Source organism: Weissella muntiaci (assembly GCF_008107635.1).
GTDB classification, from domain to species: Bacteria; Bacillota; Bacilli; order Lactobacillales; family Lactobacillaceae; genus Weissella; species Weissella muntiaci.
Genome location: NZ_SDGZ01000016.1, coordinates 1 through 22308 on the forward strand (window position 1 = coordinate 1; position 22308 = coordinate 22308).

23 protein-coding genes, 7 tRNA genes and 1 rRNA gene are annotated in these 22308 nt (G+C 40.5%); 25 read left to right on the forward strand and 6 right to left on the reverse strand.

The window, feature by feature from the left end; genetic code table 11:
- The first annotated feature begins 35 nt into the window (after positions 1–35).
- The 8 genes from rrf (at position 36) to ESZ50_RS07750 (ending at position 1075) form a co-directional block, all read left to right on the forward strand.
- Positions 36–152 (forward strand): 5S ribosomal RNA (rrf, locus tag ESZ50_RS07715).
- 4 nt (positions 153–156) lie between these two features.
- Positions 157–229: transfer RNA gene (locus ESZ50_RS07720), tRNA-Val, on the forward strand.
- A 2-nt stretch (positions 230–231) separates the two neighbouring features.
- Positions 232–305, forward strand: a tRNA-Asp gene (locus tag ESZ50_RS07725).
- A gap of 28 nt (positions 306–333) precedes the next feature.
- Positions 334–407: transfer RNA gene (locus ESZ50_RS07730), tRNA-Trp, on the forward strand.
- Positions 408–409: 2 nt separating this feature from the next.
- Positions 410–482: transfer RNA gene (locus ESZ50_RS07735), tRNA-His, on the forward strand.
- Positions 483–501: 19 nt separating this feature from the next.
- A tRNA-Leu gene (locus tag ESZ50_RS07740) sits at positions 502–585 on the forward strand.
- Positions 586–589: 4 nt separating this feature from the next.
- Positions 590–663, forward strand: a tRNA-Pro gene (locus ESZ50_RS07745).
- 109 nt (positions 664–772) lie between these two features.
- A complete protein-coding gene (locus ESZ50_RS07750; protein ID WP_148622999.1) occupies positions 773–1075 on the forward strand; it encodes a hypothetical protein in 303 nt (100 codons plus the stop codon).
- A 38-nt stretch (positions 1076–1113) separates the two neighbouring features.
- Here the strand turns inward: ESZ50_RS07750 and ESZ50_RS07755 are convergent, their stop codons facing one another.
- Positions 1114–3888 carry a YfhO family protein gene (locus ESZ50_RS07755; RefSeq protein ID WP_148623000.1) on the reverse strand — a complete coding sequence of 925 codons (2775 nt, stop codon included), beginning with the start codon at positions 3886–3888 and terminating at the stop codon, positions 1114–1116.
- A gap of 510 nt (positions 3889–4398) precedes the next feature.
- On the opposite strand from ESZ50_RS07755, the gene ESZ50_RS07760 reads away from it, so the two are divergent.
- From ESZ50_RS07760 to ESZ50_RS07785, 6 genes are all read left to right on the forward strand, one after another.
- Entirely contained in the window at positions 4399–5388 is a 990-nt protein-coding gene (locus ESZ50_RS07760) for a PTS sugar transporter subunit IIB (protein ID WP_148623001.1), read from the forward strand.
- Between the two features lie 18 nt (positions 5389–5406).
- Positions 5407–6219: a mannose/fructose/sorbose family PTS transporter subunit IIC gene (locus ESZ50_RS07765; RefSeq protein WP_148623002.1), complete on the forward strand. Its 813-nt coding sequence runs from the start codon at positions 5407–5409 to the stop codon at positions 6217–6219.
- A gap of 17 nt (positions 6220–6236) precedes the next feature.
- Positions 6237–7208, forward strand: coding sequence for a PTS system mannose/fructose/sorbose family transporter subunit IID (locus ESZ50_RS07770; protein WP_148623003.1), 972 nt, complete (start codon positions 6237–6239; stop codon positions 7206–7208).
- Between the two features lie 110 nt (positions 7209–7318).
- Entirely contained in the window at positions 7319–7681 is a 363-nt protein-coding gene (locus tag ESZ50_RS07775; RefSeq protein ID WP_148623004.1) for a DUF956 family protein, read from the forward strand.
- Positions 7682–7825: 144 nt separating this feature from the next.
- Complete coding sequence (locus ESZ50_RS07780; protein ID WP_148623005.1) at positions 7826–8749, forward strand: DNA/RNA non-specific endonuclease; 924 nt, start codon at positions 7826–7828, stop codon at positions 8747–8749.
- Between the two features lie 43 nt (positions 8750–8792).
- A tRNA-Arg gene (locus ESZ50_RS07785) sits at positions 8793–8864 on the forward strand.
- A 175-nt stretch (positions 8865–9039) separates the two neighbouring features.
- Here ESZ50_RS07785 and ESZ50_RS07790 read toward each other — a convergent pair.
- Positions 9040–9495, reverse strand: a complete 456-nt coding sequence (locus ESZ50_RS07790) for a hypothetical protein (protein WP_148623006.1) — start codon at positions 9493–9495, stop codon at positions 9040–9042.
- Entirely contained in the window at positions 9488–9865 is a 378-nt protein-coding gene (locus tag ESZ50_RS07795) for a helix-turn-helix domain-containing protein (protein ID WP_148623007.1), read from the reverse strand. Before ESZ50_RS07795 ends, ESZ50_RS07790 begins: the two co-directional genes overlap by 8 nt.
- A gap of 174 nt (positions 9866–10039) precedes the next feature.
- On the opposite strand from ESZ50_RS07795, the gene ESZ50_RS07800 reads away from it, so the two are divergent.
- The 11 genes from ESZ50_RS07800 (at position 10040) to ESZ50_RS07845 (ending at position 19633) form a co-directional block, all read left to right on the forward strand.
- Positions 10040–10255 (forward strand): hypothetical protein, encoded by a 216-nt coding sequence (locus ESZ50_RS07800; RefSeq protein ID WP_148623008.1) that lies wholly within the window; start codon positions 10040–10042, stop codon positions 10253–10255.
- Positions 10256–10352: 97 nt separating this feature from the next.
- Entirely contained in the window at positions 10353–10790 is a 438-nt protein-coding gene (locus ESZ50_RS07805) for a hypothetical protein (protein ID WP_148623009.1), read from the forward strand.
- A 201-nt stretch (positions 10791–10991) separates the two neighbouring features.
- Complete coding sequence (gene gap / locus ESZ50_RS07810) at positions 10992–12002, forward strand: type I glyceraldehyde-3-phosphate dehydrogenase (protein ID WP_148623010.1); 1011 nt, start codon at positions 10992–10994, stop codon at positions 12000–12002.
- 109 nt (positions 12003–12111) lie between these two features.
- Positions 12112–13335 (forward strand): phosphoglycerate kinase, encoded by a 1224-nt coding sequence (locus ESZ50_RS07815; RefSeq protein ID WP_148623011.1) that lies wholly within the window; start codon positions 12112–12114, stop codon positions 13333–13335.
- 145 nt (positions 13336–13480) lie between these two features.
- Complete coding sequence (locus ESZ50_RS11705) at positions 13481–13639, forward strand: hypothetical protein (RefSeq protein WP_187387582.1); 159 nt, start codon at positions 13481–13483, stop codon at positions 13637–13639.
- Positions 13629–13937 carry an FMN-binding protein gene (locus ESZ50_RS07820; protein WP_187387583.1) on the forward strand — a complete coding sequence of 103 codons (309 nt, stop codon included), beginning with the start codon at positions 13629–13631 and terminating at the stop codon, positions 13935–13937. Before ESZ50_RS11705 ends, ESZ50_RS07820 begins: the two co-directional genes overlap by 11 nt.
- Positions 13938–13942: 5 nt before the next feature.
- On the forward strand, positions 13943–14749 hold the full coding sequence (locus tag ESZ50_RS07825; protein ID WP_148623013.1) for an FAD:protein FMN transferase: 807 nt from the start codon (positions 13943–13945) through the stop codon (positions 14747–14749).
- 1 nt (position 14750) lies between these two features.
- A complete protein-coding gene (locus ESZ50_RS07830; RefSeq protein ID WP_148623014.1) occupies positions 14751–16049 on the forward strand; it encodes an FAD-binding oxidoreductase in 1299 nt (432 codons plus the stop codon).
- 130 nt (positions 16050–16179) lie between these two features.
- A complete protein-coding gene (locus tag ESZ50_RS07835) occupies positions 16180–17349 on the forward strand; it encodes a DUF998 domain-containing protein (protein WP_148623015.1) in 1170 nt (389 codons plus the stop codon).
- A gap of 91 nt (positions 17350–17440) precedes the next feature.
- Positions 17441–19294 carry a translation elongation factor 4 gene (lepA, locus tag ESZ50_RS07840; RefSeq protein ID WP_148623016.1) on the forward strand — a complete coding sequence of 618 codons (1854 nt, stop codon included), beginning with the start codon at positions 17441–17443 and terminating at the stop codon, positions 19292–19294.
- Between the two features lie 96 nt (positions 19295–19390).
- Positions 19391–19633, forward strand: a complete 243-nt coding sequence (locus tag ESZ50_RS07845) for a type B 50S ribosomal protein L31 (RefSeq protein ID WP_148623017.1) — start codon at positions 19391–19393, stop codon at positions 19631–19633.
- Between the two features lie 179 nt (positions 19634–19812).
- Here the strand turns inward: ESZ50_RS07845 and ESZ50_RS07850 are convergent, their stop codons facing one another.
- From ESZ50_RS07850 to ESZ50_RS07860, 3 genes are all read right to left on the reverse strand, one after another.
- Positions 19813–20886: a site-specific integrase gene (locus ESZ50_RS07850; RefSeq protein WP_148623018.1), complete on the reverse strand. Its 1074-nt coding sequence runs from the start codon at positions 20884–20886 to the stop codon at positions 19813–19815.
- 270 nt (positions 20887–21156) lie between these two features.
- The gene (locus ESZ50_RS07855) at positions 21157–21429 is read right to left on the reverse strand and encodes a SemiSWEET family transporter (protein WP_148623019.1); all 273 of its coding nucleotides are present in this window, start codon (positions 21427–21429) and stop codon (positions 21157–21159) included.
- 428 nt (positions 21430–21857) lie between these two features.
- Positions 21858–22127 (reverse strand): hypothetical protein, encoded by a 270-nt coding sequence (locus ESZ50_RS07860; protein WP_148623020.1) that lies wholly within the window; start codon positions 22125–22127, stop codon positions 21858–21860.
- Positions 22128–22308 lie beyond the last annotated feature (181 nt).

A 22308-nucleotide genomic window follows, 5' to 3' on the forward strand; every position in this document is an offset into this window, starting at 1 on the left:
GAGGATTAAGAGTTCTTTCTAGATAAACATAAACGTGTCGTGATGATGGCACTGAGGATACACCTGTTCCCATACCGAACACAGAAGTTAAGCTCAGTAGCGCCGAAAGTAGTTGGAGGATCTCTTCCTGCGAGGATAGGACGTCGCGATGCATTTGGACGTTTAGCTCAGCTGGGAGAGCACCTGCCTTACAAGCAGGGGGTCACAGGTTCGATCCCTGTAACGTCCATTGGTCGCATGGTCTAGTTGGTTAGGACGCCTGCCTGTCACGCAGGAGATCACGGGTTCGAACCCCGTTGTGACCGCTCATATATTAATATTGTGTCGCCTGATAGGGGTATAGTTTAACGGTAGAACGACGGTCTCCAAAACCGTTGGTGGGGGTTCGATTCCCTCTACCCCTGCCATGGCGGTAGTGGTGAAGTGGTTAACACATCGGTTTGTGGTACCGACACGCGTGGGTTCGATTCCCATCTACCGCCCTTGACACAATATTATTATGCCGTTGTGGCGGAATAGGCAGACGCGCTGGACTCAAAATCCAGTTCCCGCAAGGGAGTGTGGGTTCGACCCCCACCGACGGCATTATCGGGACGTAGCTCAGCTTGGTAGAGCACCTGGTTTGGGACCAGGGGGTCGCAGGTTCGAATCCTGTCGTCCCGATTAAAAAAAGCGATTATCATTTCATTATGATAATCGCTTTTTCTTTACCAAGTAGCAATAAAACAGTTATGATTAAAGTACTTAAATATATTTCGGAAAGGGACAAGCAATGGCACATACAGCGATCCATGAGGAAGCCTATCAAGCATTAATGAATAAACTGGGTGAGGCTGGACCAATTTTACGAGAGCGATCATTTAACGTACTTGAGGGATTTCAGGTTAAGGACTCTGAGGGAACAGAAGCAACCTATTCGTATTTTGATGTTGTTTATCGCGCTGATGAAAGTTATTGGTCTCCTTTGGGTGATGAGGATCGGCTGACCTTATATGATGTGACTGATTATCAAGTCAAAGATCAAACGACGGGTCATTGGCTTGCAATGCCTGAATGGTTTAATAATACAAAGTGAAAAAGAGCGACTATGTTTTAAAATCATAGTCGCTCTTTTTATTTATGTTTAAACTTCTTAATGCATAGATAGCACATCGCCCCGAATGTAGCAATCCCAGAAATAAGGATTCCAAAGATTAAGTAAGGGGTGTGGTACGTGATTACAACGGTCCGTTGATGGGCCGGAATTTTTAGGCCAATGAAGGCGTTGTTAACTTTAATAATGGAAGCATCATCGCTGCGCCAGCCGGCACTGAACGGAATCGAGCTAGCAAGGACACGCTCATGATCAGCTGCATTCTTTAATGTTATCGTGATCCGATCCTTAGAAATCTTGAATTTGGGTTTAGAAGATTGCGCAGCAGTGGCGACAGTTCTAAACCGATGATCAGTTGGCGTCGCTACGATTTTGGCTGTAAATCGGTAATTACCAGGTTTGTCAAAACTAAGTGGAATAAACTGATCTTTTTGATAATTACGAGCAGCCCCTAAGTTCAAGACAATGGTCGTGCGTGGATTATAGAATGATAGATTATTTTTCCCTGTCTGAGTGAACTTAGCAGAAGTTCCAAGATAATCAGCAGTAAGTGTGTAGCCACTGATTTGTGTATCTAAATTAGTAAGATTATTTTTGATCCAGTTCCAAGTATACGCACTTTGATTATTTCGATAGCTAGTGGGTTGAGACGGATTAGCCTTTGTTAAGGCGGCGTTGAATTGATTGGTTGCCAACGCGGTCTTAAAGCGGCCGCTGAATCCAAATGGAGTGCCCTCTAGGTTTGAAATCACTAGTTGCAGATTAGTACCAGCCAATTTCGAATTCTTTTTTAAGAAGATTCCATTTGGTAAAAGAGTAGGTTCACTAGACCAGTTAATTTGGCTCGTACTTTGATAATGTACTTGATCGTTGTATGAGATCTTAGCGGTTGTTAACGTTTTAGCAAAACTAGATCGATCCGCCTTAATAGGCGAATTCAAGACAGTTGTATCAGCCAGTGTAGCTGCCTTGGTCGTGCTATCAAGAGCGTTAAACGCTTTGGTCGAGATTTGATGTTTTGTTTCATAGAAGAGCGGGTATGCCGTCTCTGAAACTTGGCGAGTTTGCCGATTAACTGGGGCGAGGTTATCTGCTGAGAAATTAGCTAACTTGTGGTCTGAGTTCAGATAGACTTGATTTACTCCTAGAATATTTAGTAGATTACTATCTAAATTAGCGTTACTGACAACGTCATTTGGATTGCTGTTAGCTACTCCTAATTGATTCATCAATAGGCCAAGTGACCCATTTTGTAGTGACCAATAACTCTCGATATTTTGGATTGCGCTTAGGCTTGCAAGATTGCTGGCTGGAGAAATTCCATTGACATCATTTAGAGGGTTAGCAACGTAGCTACGTTGATTAGTTTGATAATTAGTGTAGTTGGCTTGCTGTTTAGTTAATTGATTAACAGCTGCTTTGGTAATCATCTTGCTTTGACTTGGATCAGAATTATCCTGATGGTTTAGGTTCATTGTTAAAATGGCGTTGGCAACAACTAAGAATGTAATCAAATGATACCAGCGTTGCTGATTATGAAGCGTCATAATACTTATGATTAACAGTGCAATTACCAGACCAAAGGAGCTTTGTAGACTAAATTTGGAAATGTAGAATAAGCTAAGGCACGCGATCAGCGAAAAAATGATGCTATAACGAATGTCCCGACGATCGATTATCTGGCGATGATCGATTAGGTAACTTAATGCTAGCCCGAGGGGGAAATTGAGTAAAAATGACCAGCGATTTGATGGAGAAGAGCCACCGTTCATGATCGCCGCAAAGATTGGAAAGACGAACATGGCAACTAGAAGAAGAACTAATAATTGGCGCTTATGCCCATCAAATCTGTGATGGTTAAATACAACGATTAGGGCGAATATACTTAGAATACTGAAGCCACCTGTGAACCAAAAAGTTGGTGTAGCTAGGTTACCGATTAACGTACCAGGTAAAGCCAGATAATAACTGAAAGGGTACAATAGGAGTCCGTTTGCAATCGACTTACCAGAACGTGCAGAGTTTGCGAGGCTCACGATTCCAGGCAGAAAGAGCCAAGCGCTCAATGCAAGTCCCCAGAGAACGGCAACTGCTAATTTAAAGAACCGTTTTACTGAGCGGAACGCTGGATTTTGAATCCATAAGACGGCCCAGTAGACTAGCGCGGCAATTGTTAACATGAATGCAAAATAGAAGTTGTTAAATAGGGTCCAAGCGGTCATCAAAACCAATAAAGAATAGCGTTGCTTTGTTACTGCACGATTAACTGCCACAATTAAAATTGGTAAAATGATTAGCGGATTTAAAAAGAATGGATGCTCAAATGCAGCGAATGCAGTATAACCAAAGAAGGTATAACTCACTGCCCCCAGCGATTTTGCAAGTGGACTGAATGTACCCAGTTTTGTGCTGGCCCAAATAAAGCTAATTCCTGCAAGATAGAGTCGAACAATGATCATAAGGCTGTAGAAAATCGGCACTGCACTGACCGGAAGGAAAGCGACCGGATAGGTAAAGATATCGCCAATCGTATAGTATGAAAATGTTTGAAGGTAATCAGCGCCCAAACCGATTTGCCAACTCCACTGAGCAGGTAAAGTGTGATTAAAGATGAGTTGTCGAAGTGTTTCGCGCCAGCTGAGCAAAGCTGGGTAGTGTTGGGTAATTCCATCAGCATTCCAAATTAAAGTTGAACCTGTAAAAAAATATGCTGAGAAGACGAATAAGATGATTATTAGAAAAAGAATGGTGAACTGTAGATATGTATTTCGCGATAGCGTGCTATTTTTTTGCATTGTTAAAGCTCCTAATTTCCTAAGTAAAAGTATAACAGACTTGAATATTCGCAAGATTAAAAAAAGTCAGATTAATAATTCAGTGTGGTTGTTTCAAAACAAATTGAATAGTTTGTGAAAAGAATAAGAACGATGGGTACACATTTTATATAGGAAGAAATAAAAAATTTAATAAAATATTTAGATTAATCAATCTCACCTATACAAATTCAATGGTGAAACGAAATGAAAGTACTCTTTTTAGGATTTCAGAACAATCTAGTGAAATATACCAATGTTACAATTGAATTTCATGAAAACGTTTACTTATAGAAATATTTAAGGTATTATATTTATGGCTCATAAAATAAATGATATGTGAAGAGTGTTAGTATTTATGATCGAAATTGCTTGATGAAAGATAATTTTTGTTTCAGACAATTTATTTTGAGATATGGATATATTTTCATGAAAATTATTGGTATGAGCGGTGCATTTTTACTATTTTTTTCATAAAAGGAGGTAGAGAAGTTGAGTTTTGGAATTATTATTGCGAGCCACGGTGAGTTCGCTAAAGGCATCCATCAATCAGGTTCAATGATTTTTGGTGATCAGGAAAAAGTTGAAATTGTGACTTTCATGCCTAATGAAGGACCAGCTGAGCTACATGCCAAGTTTGAGGATGCAATTGCTAAGTTTGATGCTGAGGATGAAGTTTTGGTCCTTGCTGATTTGTGGAGTGGGTCACCATTCAATCAAGCCAGTGCAGTATTGAATGAGAATCCTGATCGCAAGATTGCGATTATCACGGGACTTAATTTGCCAATGTTGATTCAAGCTTATACTGAACGGATGATGGATGCAGCAGCTGGTGTAGAACAAGTTGCCGCTAATATCATCAAAGAAGCTAAGGGTGGAATTCGCGTTTTGCCTGAGACTTTGGAACCAGCTGACGAAGCTACTAGTGTAACAATCGATGATGGACCTAGTGAAGCGATCCCAGAGGGAACTGTTATTGGTGATGGTAAGATTAAGATCAATCTTGTCCGTGTTGACACACGTCTCTTACATGGGCAAGTTGCAACAGCATGGACACCTGATTCAAAGGCCGATCGAATCATTGTTGTTTCTGACAATGTGGCCAAGGATGAGATGCGTAAGACGTTGATCGAACAAGCTGCACCATCTGGTGTTAAGGCCAATGTTGTTCCAATCAAGAAGATGATTGAAGTAGCAAAGGATCCACGTTTTGGAAATACTCACGCTTTCTTGCTGTTTGAAACACCTGAGGATGCTTTGGCAGCCGTCGAAGGTGGTGTTCCAATTGAGACAATCAATGTTGGATCAATGGCCCACAGTAAGGGTAAGACAATGGTCAATAATGTTTTGTCGATGGACAAGACTGATGTTGAGACATTTGAAAAGCTACGTGATTTGGGCATTAAGTTTGACGTCCGTAAAGTGCCAAACGACTCAAAGGCTGATCTATTCGGTTTGATCAAAAAAGCTAACGTACAATAGTAAAGGAGAACTTCTAAAATGAGTGCTATCTCAGTGTTTTTCGTCCTCGTCTTCGCGTTCTTAGCCGGACTTGAAGGTATCTTGGACCAATGGCAACTTCACCAACCAATCATCGCCAGTTCTTTGATTGGACTTGCAACCGGGCATTTGGCCGCAGGAGTTATCCTTGGTGGAAGTCTACAAATGATTGCCCTTGGTTGGGCAAATGTCGGAGCCGCAGTTGCTCCCGATGCCGCGCTGGCTTCAGTTGCCTCAGCCATCTTGATGGTTCAGTCAGGTAACTTCTCGCTAAGCCATATTACAGGAATTATTATTCCAGCTGCCATTCTTTTGGCAACTGCCGGACTTGTTTTGACGACATTGGTTCGTTTCTTGTCCGTTGGTATTGTTCACTTGGCTGATGCGCAGGCCGAAAAGGGTTCATATAACGGTGTGGCTTTCTGGCATATTGTTGCCCTAGTTATGCAAGGGTTGCGTATTGCAATCCCAGCCGGATTATTGCTAATCGTGCCTCAACAAGTTGTTATGAACGCCTTGAACTCAATTCCAGCAGTTATCACTGGTGGTTTGGCAGTTGGTGGTGGAATGGTCGTTGTTGTTGGTTACGGAATGGTTATCAACTTGATGGCGACCCGCGAATTGTGGCCTTTCTTCTTCCTTGGTTTCGCAATTGCACCAATCTCTGAATTGACTTTGATTGCAATCGGAATTATCGGAGTTGTGATTGCTTTGGTTTACTTGGCATTGCAAAATAACAATTCAGGTTCATCAAATGGTGGCGGTGGTAAGTCAGCCGGCGATCCAATTGGTGATATCCTAAACGAATACTAGGAAGGAGTTTAACTAAAATGGAAAATACTACTAATAAAGTTACCCTTTCTAAGGGGACCCGTTTTAAGGTTATGATGAGCTCAATGTTCTTGCAAGGTTCATGGAACTATGAGCGTATGCAAAACGTTGGTTGGGCATTCTCATTGATGCCTGCTTTGAAGAAGTTGTACAAGCCTGGTTCTGAAGAGGCAAAACTAGCTTTGCAACGTCACATGGAGTTCTTTAACACACATCCATACTTGGCGTCACCAATCCTTGGAGTTACTTTGGCGCTTGAAGAAGAGCGTGCAAATGGTACTCAAATCGATAATGCTGCCATTCAAGGTGTGAAGGTCGGAATGATGGGACCACTTGCTGGTATCGGAGATCCCGTCTTCTGGTTCACAATTCGTCCGATTATTGGAGCCATTGCAGCTTCACTTGCAACTGGTGGATCAATTATCGCCCCATTAGTATTCTTTATTGCTTGGAATGCAATCCGTATCTCGTTCTTGTGGTATTCACAAGAATTTGGTTACAAGCAAGGAACTGCAATTACAAGCGACCTTGGTGGTGGAATGTTGCAACAAGTTACGAAGGGTGCCTCAATTCTAGGTATGTTCGTGCTAGGGGCCTTGATTCAACGTTGGGTTTCGATTAGCTGGACTGGTCCAAATGCAGTTGTTTCAAAGATTCCATTGTCTAAGGGAGCATATCTTGACTGGAACAGCCTACCATCAGGAACAAAGGGTGTTCAATCAGCAATTACAACTTTGTTCTCACAAGACTCTACTGGTGCCATTAAACAATCTGGTGTTTTCATGTCATCAACAAAGGTGACTTACCTACAAGATAACTTGAATACTTTGCTACCAGGTCTTTCAGCCTTGTTGCTAACATTCCTTGTTATCTGGTTGTTGCGTAAGTTCAAGAGCCGTAACACGCCATTGATTATCATCATTGGAATGTTCATTCTTGGAATTTTGCTTCACTGGGCAGGTTTGATGTAAGCTTAATTATTTTCAATAATTATCATAATGGCCACCAAATTGATATTAGATTTGGTGGCTTTTTGGTAAAATAAGATTAGACAAGAATGATATAGAGTAGAGGTACGCAAATGGTAGAGTCGATCAATACACGTGCAGATTTTACAACTGAAACAGTCGCTTATCTCGGCTTTCCAAAGTATGGGCAATTGATGATGGGCGATAAGGGGATGGAATTTTTCTCTGATCGGAATGTTGCTGATAATATGACCTTTCCGTGGAATTCGATTTTAAGAGTTGAGGGTGATATTTCGCGTTCGGGAAAGGTCCGACGTCAATTTTACATCGTTTTGCAAAATCAGGTTAAAATTCGTTTTTCATCAAAAAATGCAGGAAAGATATTAAGCCTATTCCGTAACCAACTGGGTGATGAACGGGTGGTACGCGCACCATCATTCCTTGGTACGTTTACAAGTGCTTTTAAGCGAAAGTAGAATAAAATAACTGTGTTAATTAAGCTGGGATTCTAAGAATCCCGGCTTTTTTGTAGTAATAACCTAATTAAGTTAGTAATAACTTAACACCAACTAAAAGATGTGGTATCGTATGAATTGACTAAAATAAATGGAGTATGGGAAATGGCAAAGCGACGTAAACAGCGTAAACGTGGAAAGCAGGCGTCTTATGCTAGTACAATCACGTTTTTGGTATTAGTGGCAGTGATTGCATGGTTCTTTCAGGACAATCAACCAGGCGATTCAAAAAAAGCTACTACACAACAGAGTGCAACTACTAGTGTTGGTAGCAGTAGTTCAACCGTGAGTACAGAGAGTAACAGTGTGGTAAACACTGGGGCCGTAGATTATGGGCATGTTGATGATGTTCATCCAAATGAGTCACTTGCGGGTTCCGTCTTAACGGATACAGTCAAGGCTAACCTAGCGGCTAACGCAGTCCATTTCAACGGAACGGGCGCCTTCATTTTGAATAATGATGATAGTGACTTGGATCCAAATGTCTCGTCAGCAATGTATGTAAATTTAAGCCCGGTTGATAATCTGCAACGGCCGGGTGTTGCAAATGCTTTGCTGACTAAATCAGCTCGGCAGTACAAAAATCGGGTGACAACCGGTAATGCCAGTAAAATTGAGCCAGTTGGCTGGCAACAATTAAAAATTGGCGGGCGTTATCAGTATTTATACAATCGAGGTCATTCAATCGGCTATGCAATTGCTGGAAGTGTATCTGGTTTTGATGCTTCAGAAGCTAATATCCAAAACATCACGACCCAGACAGCTTGGGCAAACCAAGCTTCGAATGGCGATGTGAACAATACGGGCCAAAATTACTATGAAGGACTGGTACGAAAGGCTTTAGACCAAAATAAACGATTACGTTATCAAGTTACACCAGTCTATGACGGTGATGATCTAGTGCCGGCTGGTAGTCATATCCAGGCGAAGTCAACGGATGGCACTTTGAATTTTAATGTTTTTGTGCCAAATGTCCAACCTGGAGTTGCCATTGACTACACAAATGGGAGCGCCAAAGTGGTAAATTAGCTTGCAGACGCGTCGCTATCGGTGCTATAATTATACAGTTGATGCGCCCGTAGTGTAATGGATATCACGTTAGATTCCGGTTCTGGAGATGAGGGTTCGATTCCCCCCGGGCGCATATCTGTAACCTCGTAATTACCTTTGAAATAGGTGTTACGAGGTTTTATTTTGAGTTTGTAATATTGAATCCGCGGCTTCTTTGTTATTTACGGAATAACTTAACAATCCGGAGAAAGTTAATTGTTAAGTTTAACGAAAAAAACAGTGATTATCAAAGCGATAATCACTGTTTTTTATTTAATAATACCCTTACGTTGATAGTAAGTAATTGTTTCCTCAGCGAAATCTTGAGGGTAACCGAAATATTCAGCCAACATCCAAGCGGCAAAGGGTTGATCATCAAAGCGCCGAGCAACTCGGAGAATTTCCTGTTCGGAAGTCATATAGCCAATGACGTCTTCGCGGGCATTAATTTCATCATTTTGAGCTGTCTGTCCGCTGTAATCTAGATGATCACCAAAGTCGGAGATAGCATGAAAGTATTCTTCAACAAGGGTAGTAGCTTTATTGAAAGTGTCTAGTGAACGCTCGATGAAGATAAAGACACGTCCATCCTTAATAAAAGTAACTCCTTCTAAACTGGAGTTTTTATATAGGTCGACGTTATCAATGATGACCGGATTAAGATGGCGCTCGGTCAAATCATCTTCGACACGAATGAGTAAATCATCATATTGATCGTTATGCATTAATATCCTCGTAGTTAGCAATTAAGCCTTCGACATAGGCTTTAGCGCGGTCGATGACCCGGCGACGGTCTTCATCAGGAAGTGAGGAAATATCAATTCCCCAGTGCGCGGCCATCAGGATTGGTTCATCAGATGCAGATGCTGAGATCGTCTGAGGGTCCTCGACAAGGTCTGCTTTCTGAACGCCAAAATATTCAGCCATATGCTCGATTTTGGCAATTCGAGGATAAGTTTTACCATTTGACCAATCAGAAACGGTTGCAGTTGAAACTCCTAGAATCTCAGCAAGTTGAGCGGCTGTAATTCCTTGTTTTTTTATCAAGCGCTTGATGTTACGCCCCATTGTTATTTTTCCTTCTGAAGTCGACATAGTCTCCACCACTTTCATTATTTCGTACATTTCTCCTTTATTGTAAAGGCTTGCCTAATATTTTTCAAGATAAACCTAATAATTTGTTGAAATTAGTTTATAATTAATTTATACTAGTTTTTGTTAGAAGAAATGCGATATATAAATTACTTAAACTTAACGGAGGAAGATAACATGTCAAATTTTGATCAATTATTTGTTTTAGGGTCGGTGGCATTCACATTTATTGCTTGGATGGCTGTTATAGGACTGGTATCCTTCCTACTGCTATTGACACCTCAGAATATTCGACGTTTTTCACGTGGTACAGCACGAATTATACGTTATTTAATTATGCGGGCAGTAGGGATTGGCTCGGACTCCGCTTTAAGTTTCGTATTACATAAGTAAACTTCATAAATTAGACACAAAGTCTCCTATTTTAGCTAATGATTGCCGAGTATCATGGTGTAGAATTAGAAAATTTAGCAGGGGAATTAGAAATATAATGGCAGATAATATTCGTGCGATGATCCAACCAGTGGGGATCACTACTTTTAAGGATGTTGCCTTCTTATCATACCGAATGAAAAAGGAAATTATGGAGTTGGGGGAAATGATCCAAAATTTACCGCCCACCCTCAAAAACCTCGTTGTACCGTTATCGGATGTATATGAAAAGGCAATGGACCAATTGACACCACCTGACGATTCAGCTTCTGTGGAAGTCTTTGGTAATTGGTATATTGATGCTGTATTAGCAGAAAAAAGGGCTTACTTTGATACGCTAGCTTTGCTCATTCATAATAAAGCACTACAGCATCAATTAAAGGTAATGTTGAAACTAGATAAACTTTTACAAGTTGAGGAAACTTATAAATTCACTGATGCTGGTTCGTGCTACGATTTTGCCGCAATTAGTGCAGCAATTTCGAGTGTTGAGTAGGTATTTATGTCTTAGGTAACAGTTAAGCTAAATCAGTGTATAATAGTAAGTGTCAAAAGAGTGTTGAGAATGTTTTTGACGGTTGATTTAGTCGTCTGATTACCCGTGACTATTGGTAGGGCTTTATTTGCGCAATGTTAAACAAAGTCGTATAATATTAAGGGTAAATTGTTTATAGAATATCTGGGAGGAATCTTAATAATGACTGTTAAGGTTGGTATCAACGGTTTTGGCCGTATTGGTCGTTTGGCTTTCCGTCGCATTTTGGAGTTGCAAGACTCTGCAAGTGACATCGAAGTTGTTGCGATTAACGATTTGACGAACCCTTCAATGTTGGCATACTTGTTGAAGTATGATTCAACTCATGGGACGTTGAAGAACGAAGTTTCTGCTGATGAGACTGGAATCATCGTCGATGGCAAGCACTATACTGTTTACGCTGAGCGTAATGCAGCAGATTTGAAGTGGGTTGCTAATGATGGTGTTGAAGTTGTTTTGGAATCTACTGGATTCTACACTTCAGCCGAAAAGTCACAAGCACACATTGATGCCGGGGCCAAGAAGGTTTTGATCTCAGCACCAGCTGGTAAGATCCCAACGGTTGTTTACGGTGTTAACCAAGACACTTTGTCATCTGATGATAACATTGTTTCTGCTGGTTCTTGCACGACGCAATCATTGGCTCCATTGGCTAACGCCTTGGACAAGGAATTTGGAATTGAAGTTGGTTTGATGACAACTGTTCACGCCTTCACTTCAACTCAAATGATCTTGGATGGACCACGCGGTTCTAAGATGCGTTCTAACCGTACTGCATCTGCAAATACTATTCCTCACTCAACTGGTGCAGCGAAGGCTATCGGTATGGTAGTTCCTTCAGTTGAAGGTAAGTTGGATGGTCACGCCCAACGTGTTGGTGTTGTTGACGGTTCAATTACTGAATTAACAACTGTATTGGCAAAGAAGGTTACTGCTGAAGAAGTTAACGATGCTGTTAAGAAGTATGTTAACGATTCATTTGGTTGGAATGCTGATGAAATTGTTTCATCAGACATTATCGGAGACACACACGGTGCTGTCTACGACCCAACTTTGACTAAGGTTATCACTGTTGGTGACAATCAATTAGTTCAAACTGCTGCTTGGTATGATAACGAGTACGGTTTCACTTCAAACATGATCCGTACTTTGTTGCACTTGGCAACTTTGTAATCGGTTAGCACTATCAAGATAGTCTAATAGATGACACAAACAGGTGGTCGGTGTAAAAACCTGCCACCTGTTTTGTTTTTAACAATACATTTGAAAAGGAGCTTCATACATGGCTAAGCTAACAGTAGAAGATTTGGAATTAAAGGGTAAGAAAGTTTTGATGCGAGTTGACTTCAATGTTCCTTTGAAAGAAGAGAACGGTGAAGTTGAAGTATCAAATGACAACCGGATTGTGGCAGCATTGCCAACAATCAAGTATGTCTTGGAGCAAGGTGGTCGTGCCATTTTGTTCTCACACTTGGGTCGGATCAAGAGCGAAGATGACAAGGCTGGTTTGTCAATGAAGCCTGTTGCGCAACGCTTGGCTGATTTGCTTGGTCAACCTGTGACTTTTGTTCCTGCAATTGAAGGACCAGAACTTGAGGAAGCAATTGCTGGTCTTGAAGACGGTCAAGTTTTGATCTTCGAAAACACGCGTTTTGCCGACGTTGTTAACGGTGAAGAAGTTAAGCGCGAGTCAAAGAATGATCCAGCTTTGGGTGCTTACTGGGCTTCATTGGGTGATGTCTTTGTAAATGATGCCTTTGGAACTGCTCACCGTGCCCACGCATCAAATGCTGGAATCGCTGCTAACATCAGCCAAACTGCTGCTGGATTCTTGATGGAGAAGGAAATCAAGTTCCTTGGTGGAGCTGTTGAAGCACCAGAGCGTCCATTCGTAGCAATTATTGGTGGAGCAAAGGTTTCTGATAAGATTACGATTATTGAGAATCTTTTGAAGAAGGCTGATAAGGTTATCGTTGGTGGCGGAATGGCCTACACTTTCGATGTTGCCAACGGTCAAAGTATTGGAAACTCATTGTTCGAGGCTGATAAGGTTGAATTGGCTAAGCAATTGATTGAAGAAGCTGGTGATAAGCTGGTCTTGCCTGTTGATGCTTTAGCTGCTGATAAGTTTGCCAATGATGCTGACACATATGTTGCCGAAGACGGTATCAAGGACGGTTACATGGGTCTTGATATTGGACCTAAGTCAATCGAGTTGTTCAAGTCAATTTTAGCTGACGCAAAGACGGTTGTTTGGAATGGCCCAATGGGTGTATTCGAAATGGAGAACTTTGCCAAGGGAACTTTGGCAATTGGTGAAGAGCTTGTTAAGGTTACCGAAGAGAACGGTGCAACAACGATTGTTGGTGGTGGTGATTCAACTGCTGCTGTACAACAACTTGGGGTTGCTGATCGTTTGAGCCACATCTCAACTGGTGGTGGTGCTTCATTGGAGTATCTTGAAGGTAAGACTTTGCCAGGAATCGCTGCGATTTCTGAAAAGTAAGAATGCTAGTTATTAAAAGACCTGCTTCGATCTTGAAACAGGTCTTTTTTTGTACATATAATAAATATTGATAAAGTATGGATTCCTTTCTTTGTTTTAAGGTTCGAGTTTTAAGCTAACAAAAAAACAAAGTGAGGTTGATCTTATGAAGAAGATGATTGCATTGATGATTTCAATAACAGTTGCCGTAGCGGCAATCTTAGATGGGTATTTTTTGTTTTTTCATACTAGCAAGGCGGATACGACGGGATCAACAACTTCAAGTTCAACTGACAACACAGTTAGTACCACTAGTGCAAAGTAGTAGCACTAGTGGTGAAACGTTGAAAGACGGAACGTATACTGGGAGTGATAGCTCCTATGAGTTCGGCGATATTCAAGTTCAAATTGTCGTTGCCAATGGCAAAATTTCAAAAGTTACGGCGATTAAATATCCAACGGATAATCAGAAGACACAGAGCATTAATGAAAACGCCATTCCAACCTACGAAGCTAGTGCTGTGAAGAGTCAGTCAGCAAGTTTTTCAAATATCTCTGGGGCGACCAAGACTTGGGAAGCCTTTACGGAATCACTTAAAACAGCAATTAATGATGCGGGGTGAATAATATGATTGAGCAAATAAGTCAGCGTGGACGGTTTACGCTTTTAAAGAGTAGCCAGGGGAAGTTTAATGTTCCTTTCACAACCGAATTTGTATTTGATAGTACGATCTTTCCATTAAGCGAAGCGCAAATGTTGATGGAACGGACTCAGACCAAAATTGGTCGATATCTTGATAATGTTGATCAAATTTTTTCACCATTCAGGGAAGACTCGTTCTTGACTGCCTTTAATCAAGGACGGGTAAGTTTGGAAGAAGCGCCAGAGACATTTATGATAGTGTGGGCCTTAGCTTGCCAAGCGGAAGAAAGCTCAAATGGTTTGTTTAAGGCCTGGCAGGGGTCCGATTTTGATCCAATTGGGATTGTCAAAGGGTGGGCGATCGAGCGAATGGTTCTGGATATATTAAAACCCTTGCTTGGACAGCATCAACTAAGTGCAGTTGGAATTAATGGTGGTGGCGATATGCAACTGTTAACAGATTCAGCAGTTAAGGATTGGATATGGGATGTTGGTGTTCAAGATCCTTCAGATCCAAATAAAGTTGTCGCAAGTTATACATTTAGAAACGGTGCATTGGCAACCTCTGGCATTGAGGCGCGTGGTGAACATATTCGATATCAAAGTGGCAGAATCCATCCACATTTGGCAACAGTCTTAACAGAAAGTCTAACGATTGCTGATATCTGGGCAACCGCTTTGGTTGCAGGTGATTTTACTCGACTGAATTTTGACAATGTGCCTGGGACTGGTTTGGTGCTAGGACCGCAAAACGCTAAACGGCGCTTCATAACAGGTGAAGAGGTAATTTAAAATGCTCAAAACGCATCGCTATTGGTTAGGCTTATTTTGGTTAGTTACGATTTTGGTATTGCCACTGCCGTTAATTCAGACAATGACGGATAATTTGGCTACAATATATAGTTCTGAAAGCCTCGCAATTAATCTCGGAATTATCGCTTATGTCTGGATGTTATTTGAACTGCTAATTGCAACACGTCCAGCTTGGATTGAACGAGTCATTGGCTTGCCTGAAATGTATTTTGTGCATGGCATTATTGGAATTGCTGCAATTGTACTGGCGTATGTTCATAAAATTATGAGTAGCTCAAATGGTTGGGTGGCATGGTTTGGTAATATAGCACTTGATATTTTGATTGCGGTAGCCATCTATTCGATTTTTTTCCTCGGTGGCTGGTTAACGGATCGTGTTAGATGGGCTAAGTTGCTAAAGGATCGATTAGAAAAGGTCTTTCGCCATGAGGTTTCGGTTTGGCTGCATCGCTTGAATGTTGTTGCAACAGGATTTGTTTTTATACACGTGATTCTAATCAACTATATTAGTTCAATATTACCCTTTATGATCTTATTCTACCTATATACGTTAATCGCATTTGGTAGCTATTTTTGGACGAAGTATCGGAATGTATTTCGGGGGATCCATGGGCGTGTTGTACTGAATGAAACTTTAAGTTCAACAACACAAAAGATTTCAATTGAACTAAGGCGCTCGCATAAATTGAAATACCAGTCTGGCGATTATATTTTCATCAGTCTTCCAAAGCGAAGTGGGATGCATGAACCACATCCCTTTAGTATTTTAAACGTGGCCAATCAAAGCGGGTTAATTGAATTAATGATTCGAAAAGATGGTGATTGGACCAGTAAGGTTCCGACGCTAAAAATTGGAGAAACCGTTAAGATAATCGGTTTGGCAGGAACACTGAGAAATATGGTGGAAAACGAGAGTGCTGGAAAGCCATTAGTTTTGTTAGCTGGTGGATCGGGGATTCCGCCGATGATGAGCTTAGCAACCGAGTACTTACACCAAGGACGTCAAATTTACTTGTTATGGACAGTTCATCATGAATCAGATTTGGTGTTTAGGGATGAACTGGCACAGTTAAAGTTGGAATGCCCAGAAAGTTTTACTTATCAAACTCAAGTCGGTCGTTTTACGGTGCGTGAGTTAGAAAGGCTTTTGGTGAACGTGGATAACAATAAGTATTATTTACTAAGTGGCCCGAACGTAATGATGATCAGTAATCGAAGGGAGTTAAGACAGTTGGGAGTTGCTAAGGAAAACATCTATTTTGAGAAATTCAGCTTTTGATAGGTATGGTAATTCCTTGTATATTTATGTTTTAAGCGTTAAATTAGTATATGCAGTGACTAAGACTAGTAAGTTAGTCTTAGTCTTTTTATTTGTTATTAATTCAGCAATTATTTTTGGGGGAATGATTATGAGAATCACGGCAGATTTGTCGGAAGAATTGGTGGAAAAATTAGGGGTGACTACTGGAGAGTTTGAGACAAATGCTCGTTTCGAGAATAATGCATTAATCTTCTCGGGAGCAGAGCGTGTCAATGAAGAAAAGCAGCAAAGATCTATTCGTTTTGCAATTGGCAGTGCAATTATTGCGGCAATTATTTCTTTGATAATTTTCAGTACAAATAATCTGAACCTAATTAAAATGACGGGCGGCTATTCTATTACACAGCTTGCAATCTACATTGGTGTAAGTTTGTCCTTCATTGGTTTTGGTTATTATGCAATCCAAGCTAAGCGTAAGGGACAACTAAATGTTCATTGGCTTAACATAGTGACCTTGACCTTGGCATATACGGTAATTAGTTTTATCGGCTTATCGCTCCTAATGTGGGCGGTAACCTCGGCTTTTGCAGGAGCACGTCTGGATATTTACACTGCTTCAGTGATCGTTGGATTGTTTGTAGCGGTGGCAACTTTTGGTATTATTACGGTCGCTCAGACGATTTCTTTCTCGCAGATCATCACAGCATTGATTGCTACTTTAGTTTGTGGAATCATGTTCACGATGATAACCAATGGAAGCGCGGGTTGGTGGGAACATAACTTCTCCTACTTAGGGACAAAAGGCGTGGGTGACAGTTGGATTTTTAACTTCACCTTGATTTTCTCAGCACTAATTATGCTGGCTTTGATTGATTATATCTTTAGTGAGTTAGACGCTAGTTTTTCTAAACAACGGCGCCTATTCTTTCTAAGAATCCTCTTCTCACTAACAGCGATTACCCTTGGTGGAGTGGGTGCAATTCCAAATTATCAAGGCTGGATGCATGTTGTCCACGATAATTTGGCGCAGATGTTGGGGTTGTGGATTTTGATTATGATCGTTTGTATTCGTTGGTTAATTCCAACGCTGACGCGTGAATTTTTGCTGACCTCCTATTTATTAGGTGGCGGCTTGATTTTGTCAGAATTTTTGTTTCAGGGAATTCATTATCTATCGTTAACGGCTTTTGAACTGGTCTCTTTTGGAATTGCTTTTTCTTGGATTATTTTGTTGTTGCAAAATCTACAGGGGATGTTTATTAAACGTCAAGGACAGGTGATTTTGAAAATTGTTGATAGTTCTTCAGACAATCAGTAGTGTACTTGGGATTTTTGATTGGGGATGCTATTAATAGGAGCTGTCAACCTGTATAATGATTAGGACAGACTTTATGAAGAGGAGCGCATAGATGGACAATTTAGAAACAATGAAAGCGCGACAAAGCCATATTCGCAATTTCAGCATTGTTGCGCATATCGATCATGGTAAGTCGACCATTTCCGATCGGATTTTAGAAGCAACCCATACGGTGACCGAACGTGAGATGCAAGACCAACTCCTTGACACGATGGAATTAGAACGTGAGCGTGGGATTACAATTAAGATGAATGCTGTTGAGGTACATTATCAGGCGAATGATGGAGAAACGTATATCTTTCATTTAGTTGATACACCTGGACACGTCGATTTTTCTTATGAAGTATCACGTTCTTTGGCAGCGGCCGACGGAGCAATCTTAGTGGTAGATGCTGCGCAAGGTGTTGAAGCTCAAACTTTAGCTAATGTTTATTTAGCAATTGAGAATGATCTAGAAGTGCTTCCAGTTATCAATAAAATTGATTTACCGGCCGCAGATCCTGAAGCGGTTCGGACTGAGATTGAAGATGTGATTGGGATTGACGCTAGCGAAGCAGTAATGGCATCTGCTAAAAAGGGAATTGGAATTCCAGAACTGCTCGAGCAGATTGTTGCGAAGATTCCTGCGCCAGAAGGTGACCTTGAGGCACCGTTGCAAGCATTAATCTTTGACTCGGCCTATGACTCATATCGAGGTGTTATCCTGACAGTCCGGGTTAAGCATGGAATTGTTAAACCAGGGGATAAAATTCGTTTTATGAACTCTGGAGCAGAGTATGAAGTTACAGAAGTTGGGGTGAATTCACCACATGCCATTAAGCGGGATTATTTGATGGCAGGTGATATTGGCTATATTGCAGCTTCGATTAAGAATATTCGTGATGCGCGTCCGGGTGACACAATTACCAATGTGCAACGTCCGGCGGCAGAACCGCTGCCAGGTTATCAACCAATGACCCCGATGGTGTATTCTGGATTATATCCAACTGATAATTCAAAGTATAACGATTTACGCGAGGCGCTTGAAAAGCTGCAGTTAAACGATGCTAGTCTTGAGTTTGAACCGGAAACGTCGCAAGCATTGGGCTTTGGGTTCCGAACTGGTTTCTTAGGCTTGTTGCACATGGATGTTATCCAAGAGCGGCTTGAGCGTGAGTTTGATATGGAACTGATTACTACGGCGCCGTCAGTTACCTATCATGCATATCAAGCAGAGGATGAAATGATTGAGGTTGCTAACCCATCAGAAATGCCGGATGCAGGTCAAATCAAGTGGATTGAAGAACCATATGTGCACGCGCAAATTATTGTACCCAATGATTATGTTGGGGCGGTTATGGAGCTGGCACAGCGCAAACGTGGCGAATTTGATACGATGGATTATTTGGATGCCAACCGAGTCAACGTAAAATATCATATGCCATTGTCTGAAATTATCTTTGATTTCTTCGATAAGCTAAAATCGTCTACTCGCGGTTATGCCTCATTGGACTATGAAGTTGAAGGCTATCGTAAGTCGGACTTGATTAAGATTGATGTCTTATTAAACGGGGACAAGGTTGATGCGTTGAGCTTTATCGTGCATAAAGACTTTGCACAGGAACGTGGAAGAATTATCACGGCGAAGCTTAAACAAATTATTCCACGGCGAAACTTTGAAATTCCGGTGCAGGCAGCGATTGGTGCAAAGATTATCGCACGTTCAACAATCAAAGCCTTTCGTAAAGATGTTACATCAAAGATTCACACCGGTGATCCAGATCGACGTGCTAAATTGCTGGATAAGCAAAAGCGTGGTAAGAAGCGGATGAAGTCGGTTGGGACGGTTGATGTACCACAAGAGGCCTTCATGGCGGTCTTGCGGGCCGAGGATGATACTGAATTTGCTAAAGGCGCAAATCATTAATTACAGACTATTAAAAAAAGCCTTAATATGGTAACATAATAAGGTTAAATAAACTGACTCTGGTCCACAGAGGCCAGGGCGCTAAGGAGATCTAAAATGCAAAAAGATATGCATCCTGATTACCACCAAGTGGTATTCGTTGATTCAACAACTGGTTTTAAGTTCTTGTCAGGTTCAACTCGTACTTCAAACGAGACAGTTGAATTTGAAGGTGAGACTTATCCAATGATCCGTGTTGAAATCACTTCAGACTCACACCCATTCTACACTGGTAAGCAAAAGTTTACTCAAGCAGATGGTGCGGTTGACAAGTTTAACAAGAAGTATGGTTTAAAGTAAACCTAATTCTATCAAAACCCTTATGTATTGGCGATTACGTTGATATATAAGGGTTTTTGTTTGTTTTTATACCACCTAATGCGACTATAAAATAACTAGTTAAACTTAATATATTTGCACCGATTTGCACCAGAAAAAAAGTTTTGCACCAAATTTGCACCAGTTTGCACCGCTATATATCAACGTTTATCAAACAAATTGATTGCCTTATTTGCCTCAGATTCACGTGTTTGTTGTAATAAATGGAAATAAGTGTTCTGAGTAATTGTGATATTTGAATGACCTAATCTTTCACTTACATAAGCAACGTCTATGTTGTGGTTAATTAGATAGCTTGCATGAGTGTGCCTTAGTCCGTGTAGAGTGATTTGTTTTGCGTCGATCTTTGTCAATAACTTTTTTAATCTACGCAGAATATTAGACTGGTCTGTTGTTTCGCCAAAGAAATGTTCATCAAGGTTGGGGTAGTTAGCTTCGATTCTTTGCAATTGCGTAAACCATCGCTCAGGCATTGAGATGGTCCGGATAGAAGAACGAGTCTTTGGTTGTGTATATTGATGGGGTGCAATATTTGTTTTTGTCTTATTAATACGCAAGGTCTTATCAGCTTTATTGATGTCTTTAAATGTCAGTGCAAGGATTTCGCCAGCTCGTGCGCCAGATAAGGCAAGGGTATAGATGACAAAGTGATAGAGATCGGGTATATCTTCGGTTTCAATGAAGTTTAAAAGGTTGTTTAAATCTTCTTCTTCTAAGAATTTCAGACTAGCATTCTTGCTTGAAGCGCCATTTATCTTAATCTTGTATGTTGGATCGGTACGGATTAGTCCGGTATTAAACGCTTCTTTTAGCGGCATACCGATTCTAAGTGCAACTTGCTTGGTTGTACTTGCCTTGTGGTTAAATCCGTATTCATCAATGACTTGCTGAAGTCTGTTACGATCCATTTGTTCTAATGTAATGCCCTCTAGGTGCTCATGTACATATTGCTGGGTCCATTTATGATTAACAATAGTTTGAGGCTTTAGACCATAGCTTAGGTGCGTTGCAAGCCACTTGTCATAATAGTCAACAAACAACATTTCTGAAGCGTCAGGAGTGTATCCATCTGCTAGTTTAGTAACCATTTGAGCTTCATATTGTTGTGCACTCTTTTTGGTAAGGAAGCCACGCTTAACTTTCCTTTTGTATTTTGAACCAACCTTATAACTGATTATTGCTGTGTAGGTTTTACCTTCTTGTTTAATTGACATATAAATTAAAACTTAACCTTTCTATTATAAAATTGAGTAGTTTAAAGACATGCTCAGGTCTGCTATACTAATAAACAGAAATGAGCAGTAATGTTTGTTTTTAAAGAGGGGATCCACATCACTTAGCTTGCCGGCGGGGGATGTGGATTTTTTATTTCTCGATGCTCATATTAAAGCCTTTCATAATATTGATTCTCATCGAATTATGTATGACTATTTGAGTTGTCAAGAAGTATGAAAGTAAGCTATCAAATGTTGTTGTTGCAAAGGTTATATGATAGCTGTTAATGCTGCGGCAAATCCAAAGATGATACCAGGAACGTTAGCAATGATAATAGCTCGATCTCTTGTTTTACCATCAAGTCCAAAGAGACCGTGAATAGTCCAAAAAATACAGTTTATCATAGCGACTAGAGGTTGAATTGGGTTGCTTGGTTCACCATTAAGGTTAGAAATAATTTGTGGGATGTATGAGACATACATAAGTACTGACATAATAGAAGCGATACTAGCGATAATTCTTAATGATTTTTTTGTATCCATTTTTCTCCTTAGATTTGAAGCTTTTAACGTGGATCATGTTTGCACGTGATTACAGTGTTAAATTAACTTTTTAATTGATATATGGTTTTGCTTTTGCATAATTAGTTCGCGAGTTATTTCTTTTTTTAAAGCCTCAGAGTAATTGAATCTAACTGATCCAATCTCTATGTACGAAGAGCGGCTGCTCATGTAAAAAAGTATGATTGAGATGATAAAAAGCAAGATCATTAAATAGGCCGACGATAGGGTGAGAAGGGGGTAAGTTGCCATACTTTCATATATTAGAATCGATGACATGCCTGAAATATCAGCAATGACTATACAAATATAACCGTAGATGCTCCATTTGCTCATGATAAATTCCTCATATTTTGGGTGGGGGTAAGCTTTTAACGTGGATTATGTTTGCACGTGAAGCGCATAGTTAATTAAATGATCTCATCATCAGTCATGTGTTTCTGTTTCCTTTTTTGATGGAAATTAAATAACAGTTTCTCTTCAGATCGAATTTCTTTGTCCAATTGTAAAATTCTGAATAAAAAGCATATAAAACTGGCAATTAAAAAAATAGAACTAATAATAAACGTCTGAGCAATCGTTTTAGTCCAAAGAGTTTCTCCTGAAAGGATTATAGTAGCGGTACCAAAGATATCGGCAATTGTAGCATTAGCCCAACCGCAATAAGTTAAAAGTGTCATAACTGATTCTCCTTTTTAATAGGGGGGATCGTAGTTTAAAGAATTTACTTTATGTTGTGACCTTGCTTCTTTTCGGAATAACAATAATCGAGATATTCCTGTTCAAAGTACCCAATACGTAACTGTTTAAATCTTAGATGGGCAAAGAAGGTGCCTACACCGCATATGTCAGCCAAAATAA

Bases quoted from the DNA above. Each gene is read 5' to 3' on its own strand.
- ESZ50_RS07750 (WP_148622999.1), top strand. From the start codon at position 773: ATGGCACATACAGCGATCCATGAGGAAGCCTATCAAGCATTAATGAAT.
- ESZ50_RS07755 (WP_148623000.1), bottom strand. From the start codon at position 3,888: ATGCAAAAAAATAGCACGCTATCGCGAAATACATATCTACAGTTCACC.
- ESZ50_RS07765 (WP_148623002.1), top strand. From the start codon at position 5,407: ATGAGTGCTATCTCAGTGTTTTTCGTCCTCGTCTTCGCGTTCTTAGCC.
- ESZ50_RS07770 (WP_148623003.1), top strand. From the start codon at position 6,237: ATGGAAAATACTACTAATAAAGTTACCCTTTCTAAGGGGACCCGTTTT.
- ESZ50_RS07775 (WP_148623004.1), top strand. From the start codon at position 7,319: ATGGTAGAGTCGATCAATACACGTGCAGATTTTACAACTGAAACAGTC.
- ESZ50_RS07780 (WP_148623005.1), top strand. From the start codon at position 7,826: ATGGCAAAGCGACGTAAACAGCGTAAACGTGGAAAGCAGGCGTCTTAT.
- ESZ50_RS07790 (WP_148623006.1), bottom strand. From the start codon at position 9,495: ATGCATAACGATCAATATGATGATTTACTCATTCGTGTCGAAGATGAT.
- ESZ50_RS07795 (WP_148623007.1), bottom strand. From the start codon at position 9,865: ATGTCGACTTCAGAAGGAAAAATAACAATGGGGCGTAACATCAAGCGC.
- ESZ50_RS07800 (WP_148623008.1), top strand. From the start codon at position 10,040: ATGTCAAATTTTGATCAATTATTTGTTTTAGGGTCGGTGGCATTCACA.
- ESZ50_RS07805 (WP_148623009.1), top strand. From the start codon at position 10,353: ATGGCAGATAATATTCGTGCGATGATCCAACCAGTGGGGATCACTACT.
- gap (WP_148623010.1), top strand. From the start codon at position 10,992: ATGACTGTTAAGGTTGGTATCAACGGTTTTGGCCGTATTGGTCGTTTG.
- ESZ50_RS07815 (WP_148623011.1), top strand. From the start codon at position 12,112: ATGGCTAAGCTAACAGTAGAAGATTTGGAATTAAAGGGTAAGAAAGTT.
- ESZ50_RS11705 (WP_187387582.1), top strand. From the start codon at position 13,481: ATGAAGAAGATGATTGCATTGATGATTTCAATAACAGTTGCCGTAGCG.
- ESZ50_RS07825 (WP_148623013.1), top strand. From the start codon at position 13,943: ATGATTGAGCAAATAAGTCAGCGTGGACGGTTTACGCTTTTAAAGAGT.
- ESZ50_RS07830 (WP_148623014.1), top strand. From the start codon at position 14,751: ATGCTCAAAACGCATCGCTATTGGTTAGGCTTATTTTGGTTAGTTACG.
- ESZ50_RS07835 (WP_148623015.1), top strand. From the start codon at position 16,180: ATGAGAATCACGGCAGATTTGTCGGAAGAATTGGTGGAAAAATTAGGG.
- lepA (WP_148623016.1), top strand. From the start codon at position 17,441: ATGGACAATTTAGAAACAATGAAAGCGCGACAAAGCCATATTCGCAAT.
- ESZ50_RS07845 (WP_148623017.1), top strand. From the start codon at position 19,391: ATGCAAAAAGATATGCATCCTGATTACCACCAAGTGGTATTCGTTGAT.
- ESZ50_RS07850 (WP_148623018.1), bottom strand. From the start codon at position 20,886: ATGTCAATTAAACAAGAAGGTAAAACCTACACAGCAATAATCAGTTAT.
- ESZ50_RS07855 (WP_148623019.1), bottom strand. From the start codon at position 21,429: ATGGATACAAAAAAATCATTAAGAATTATCGCTAGTATCGCTTCTATT.
- ESZ50_RS07860 (WP_148623020.1), bottom strand. From the start codon at position 22,127: ATGACACTTTTAACTTATTGCGGTTGGGCTAATGCTACAATTGCCGAT.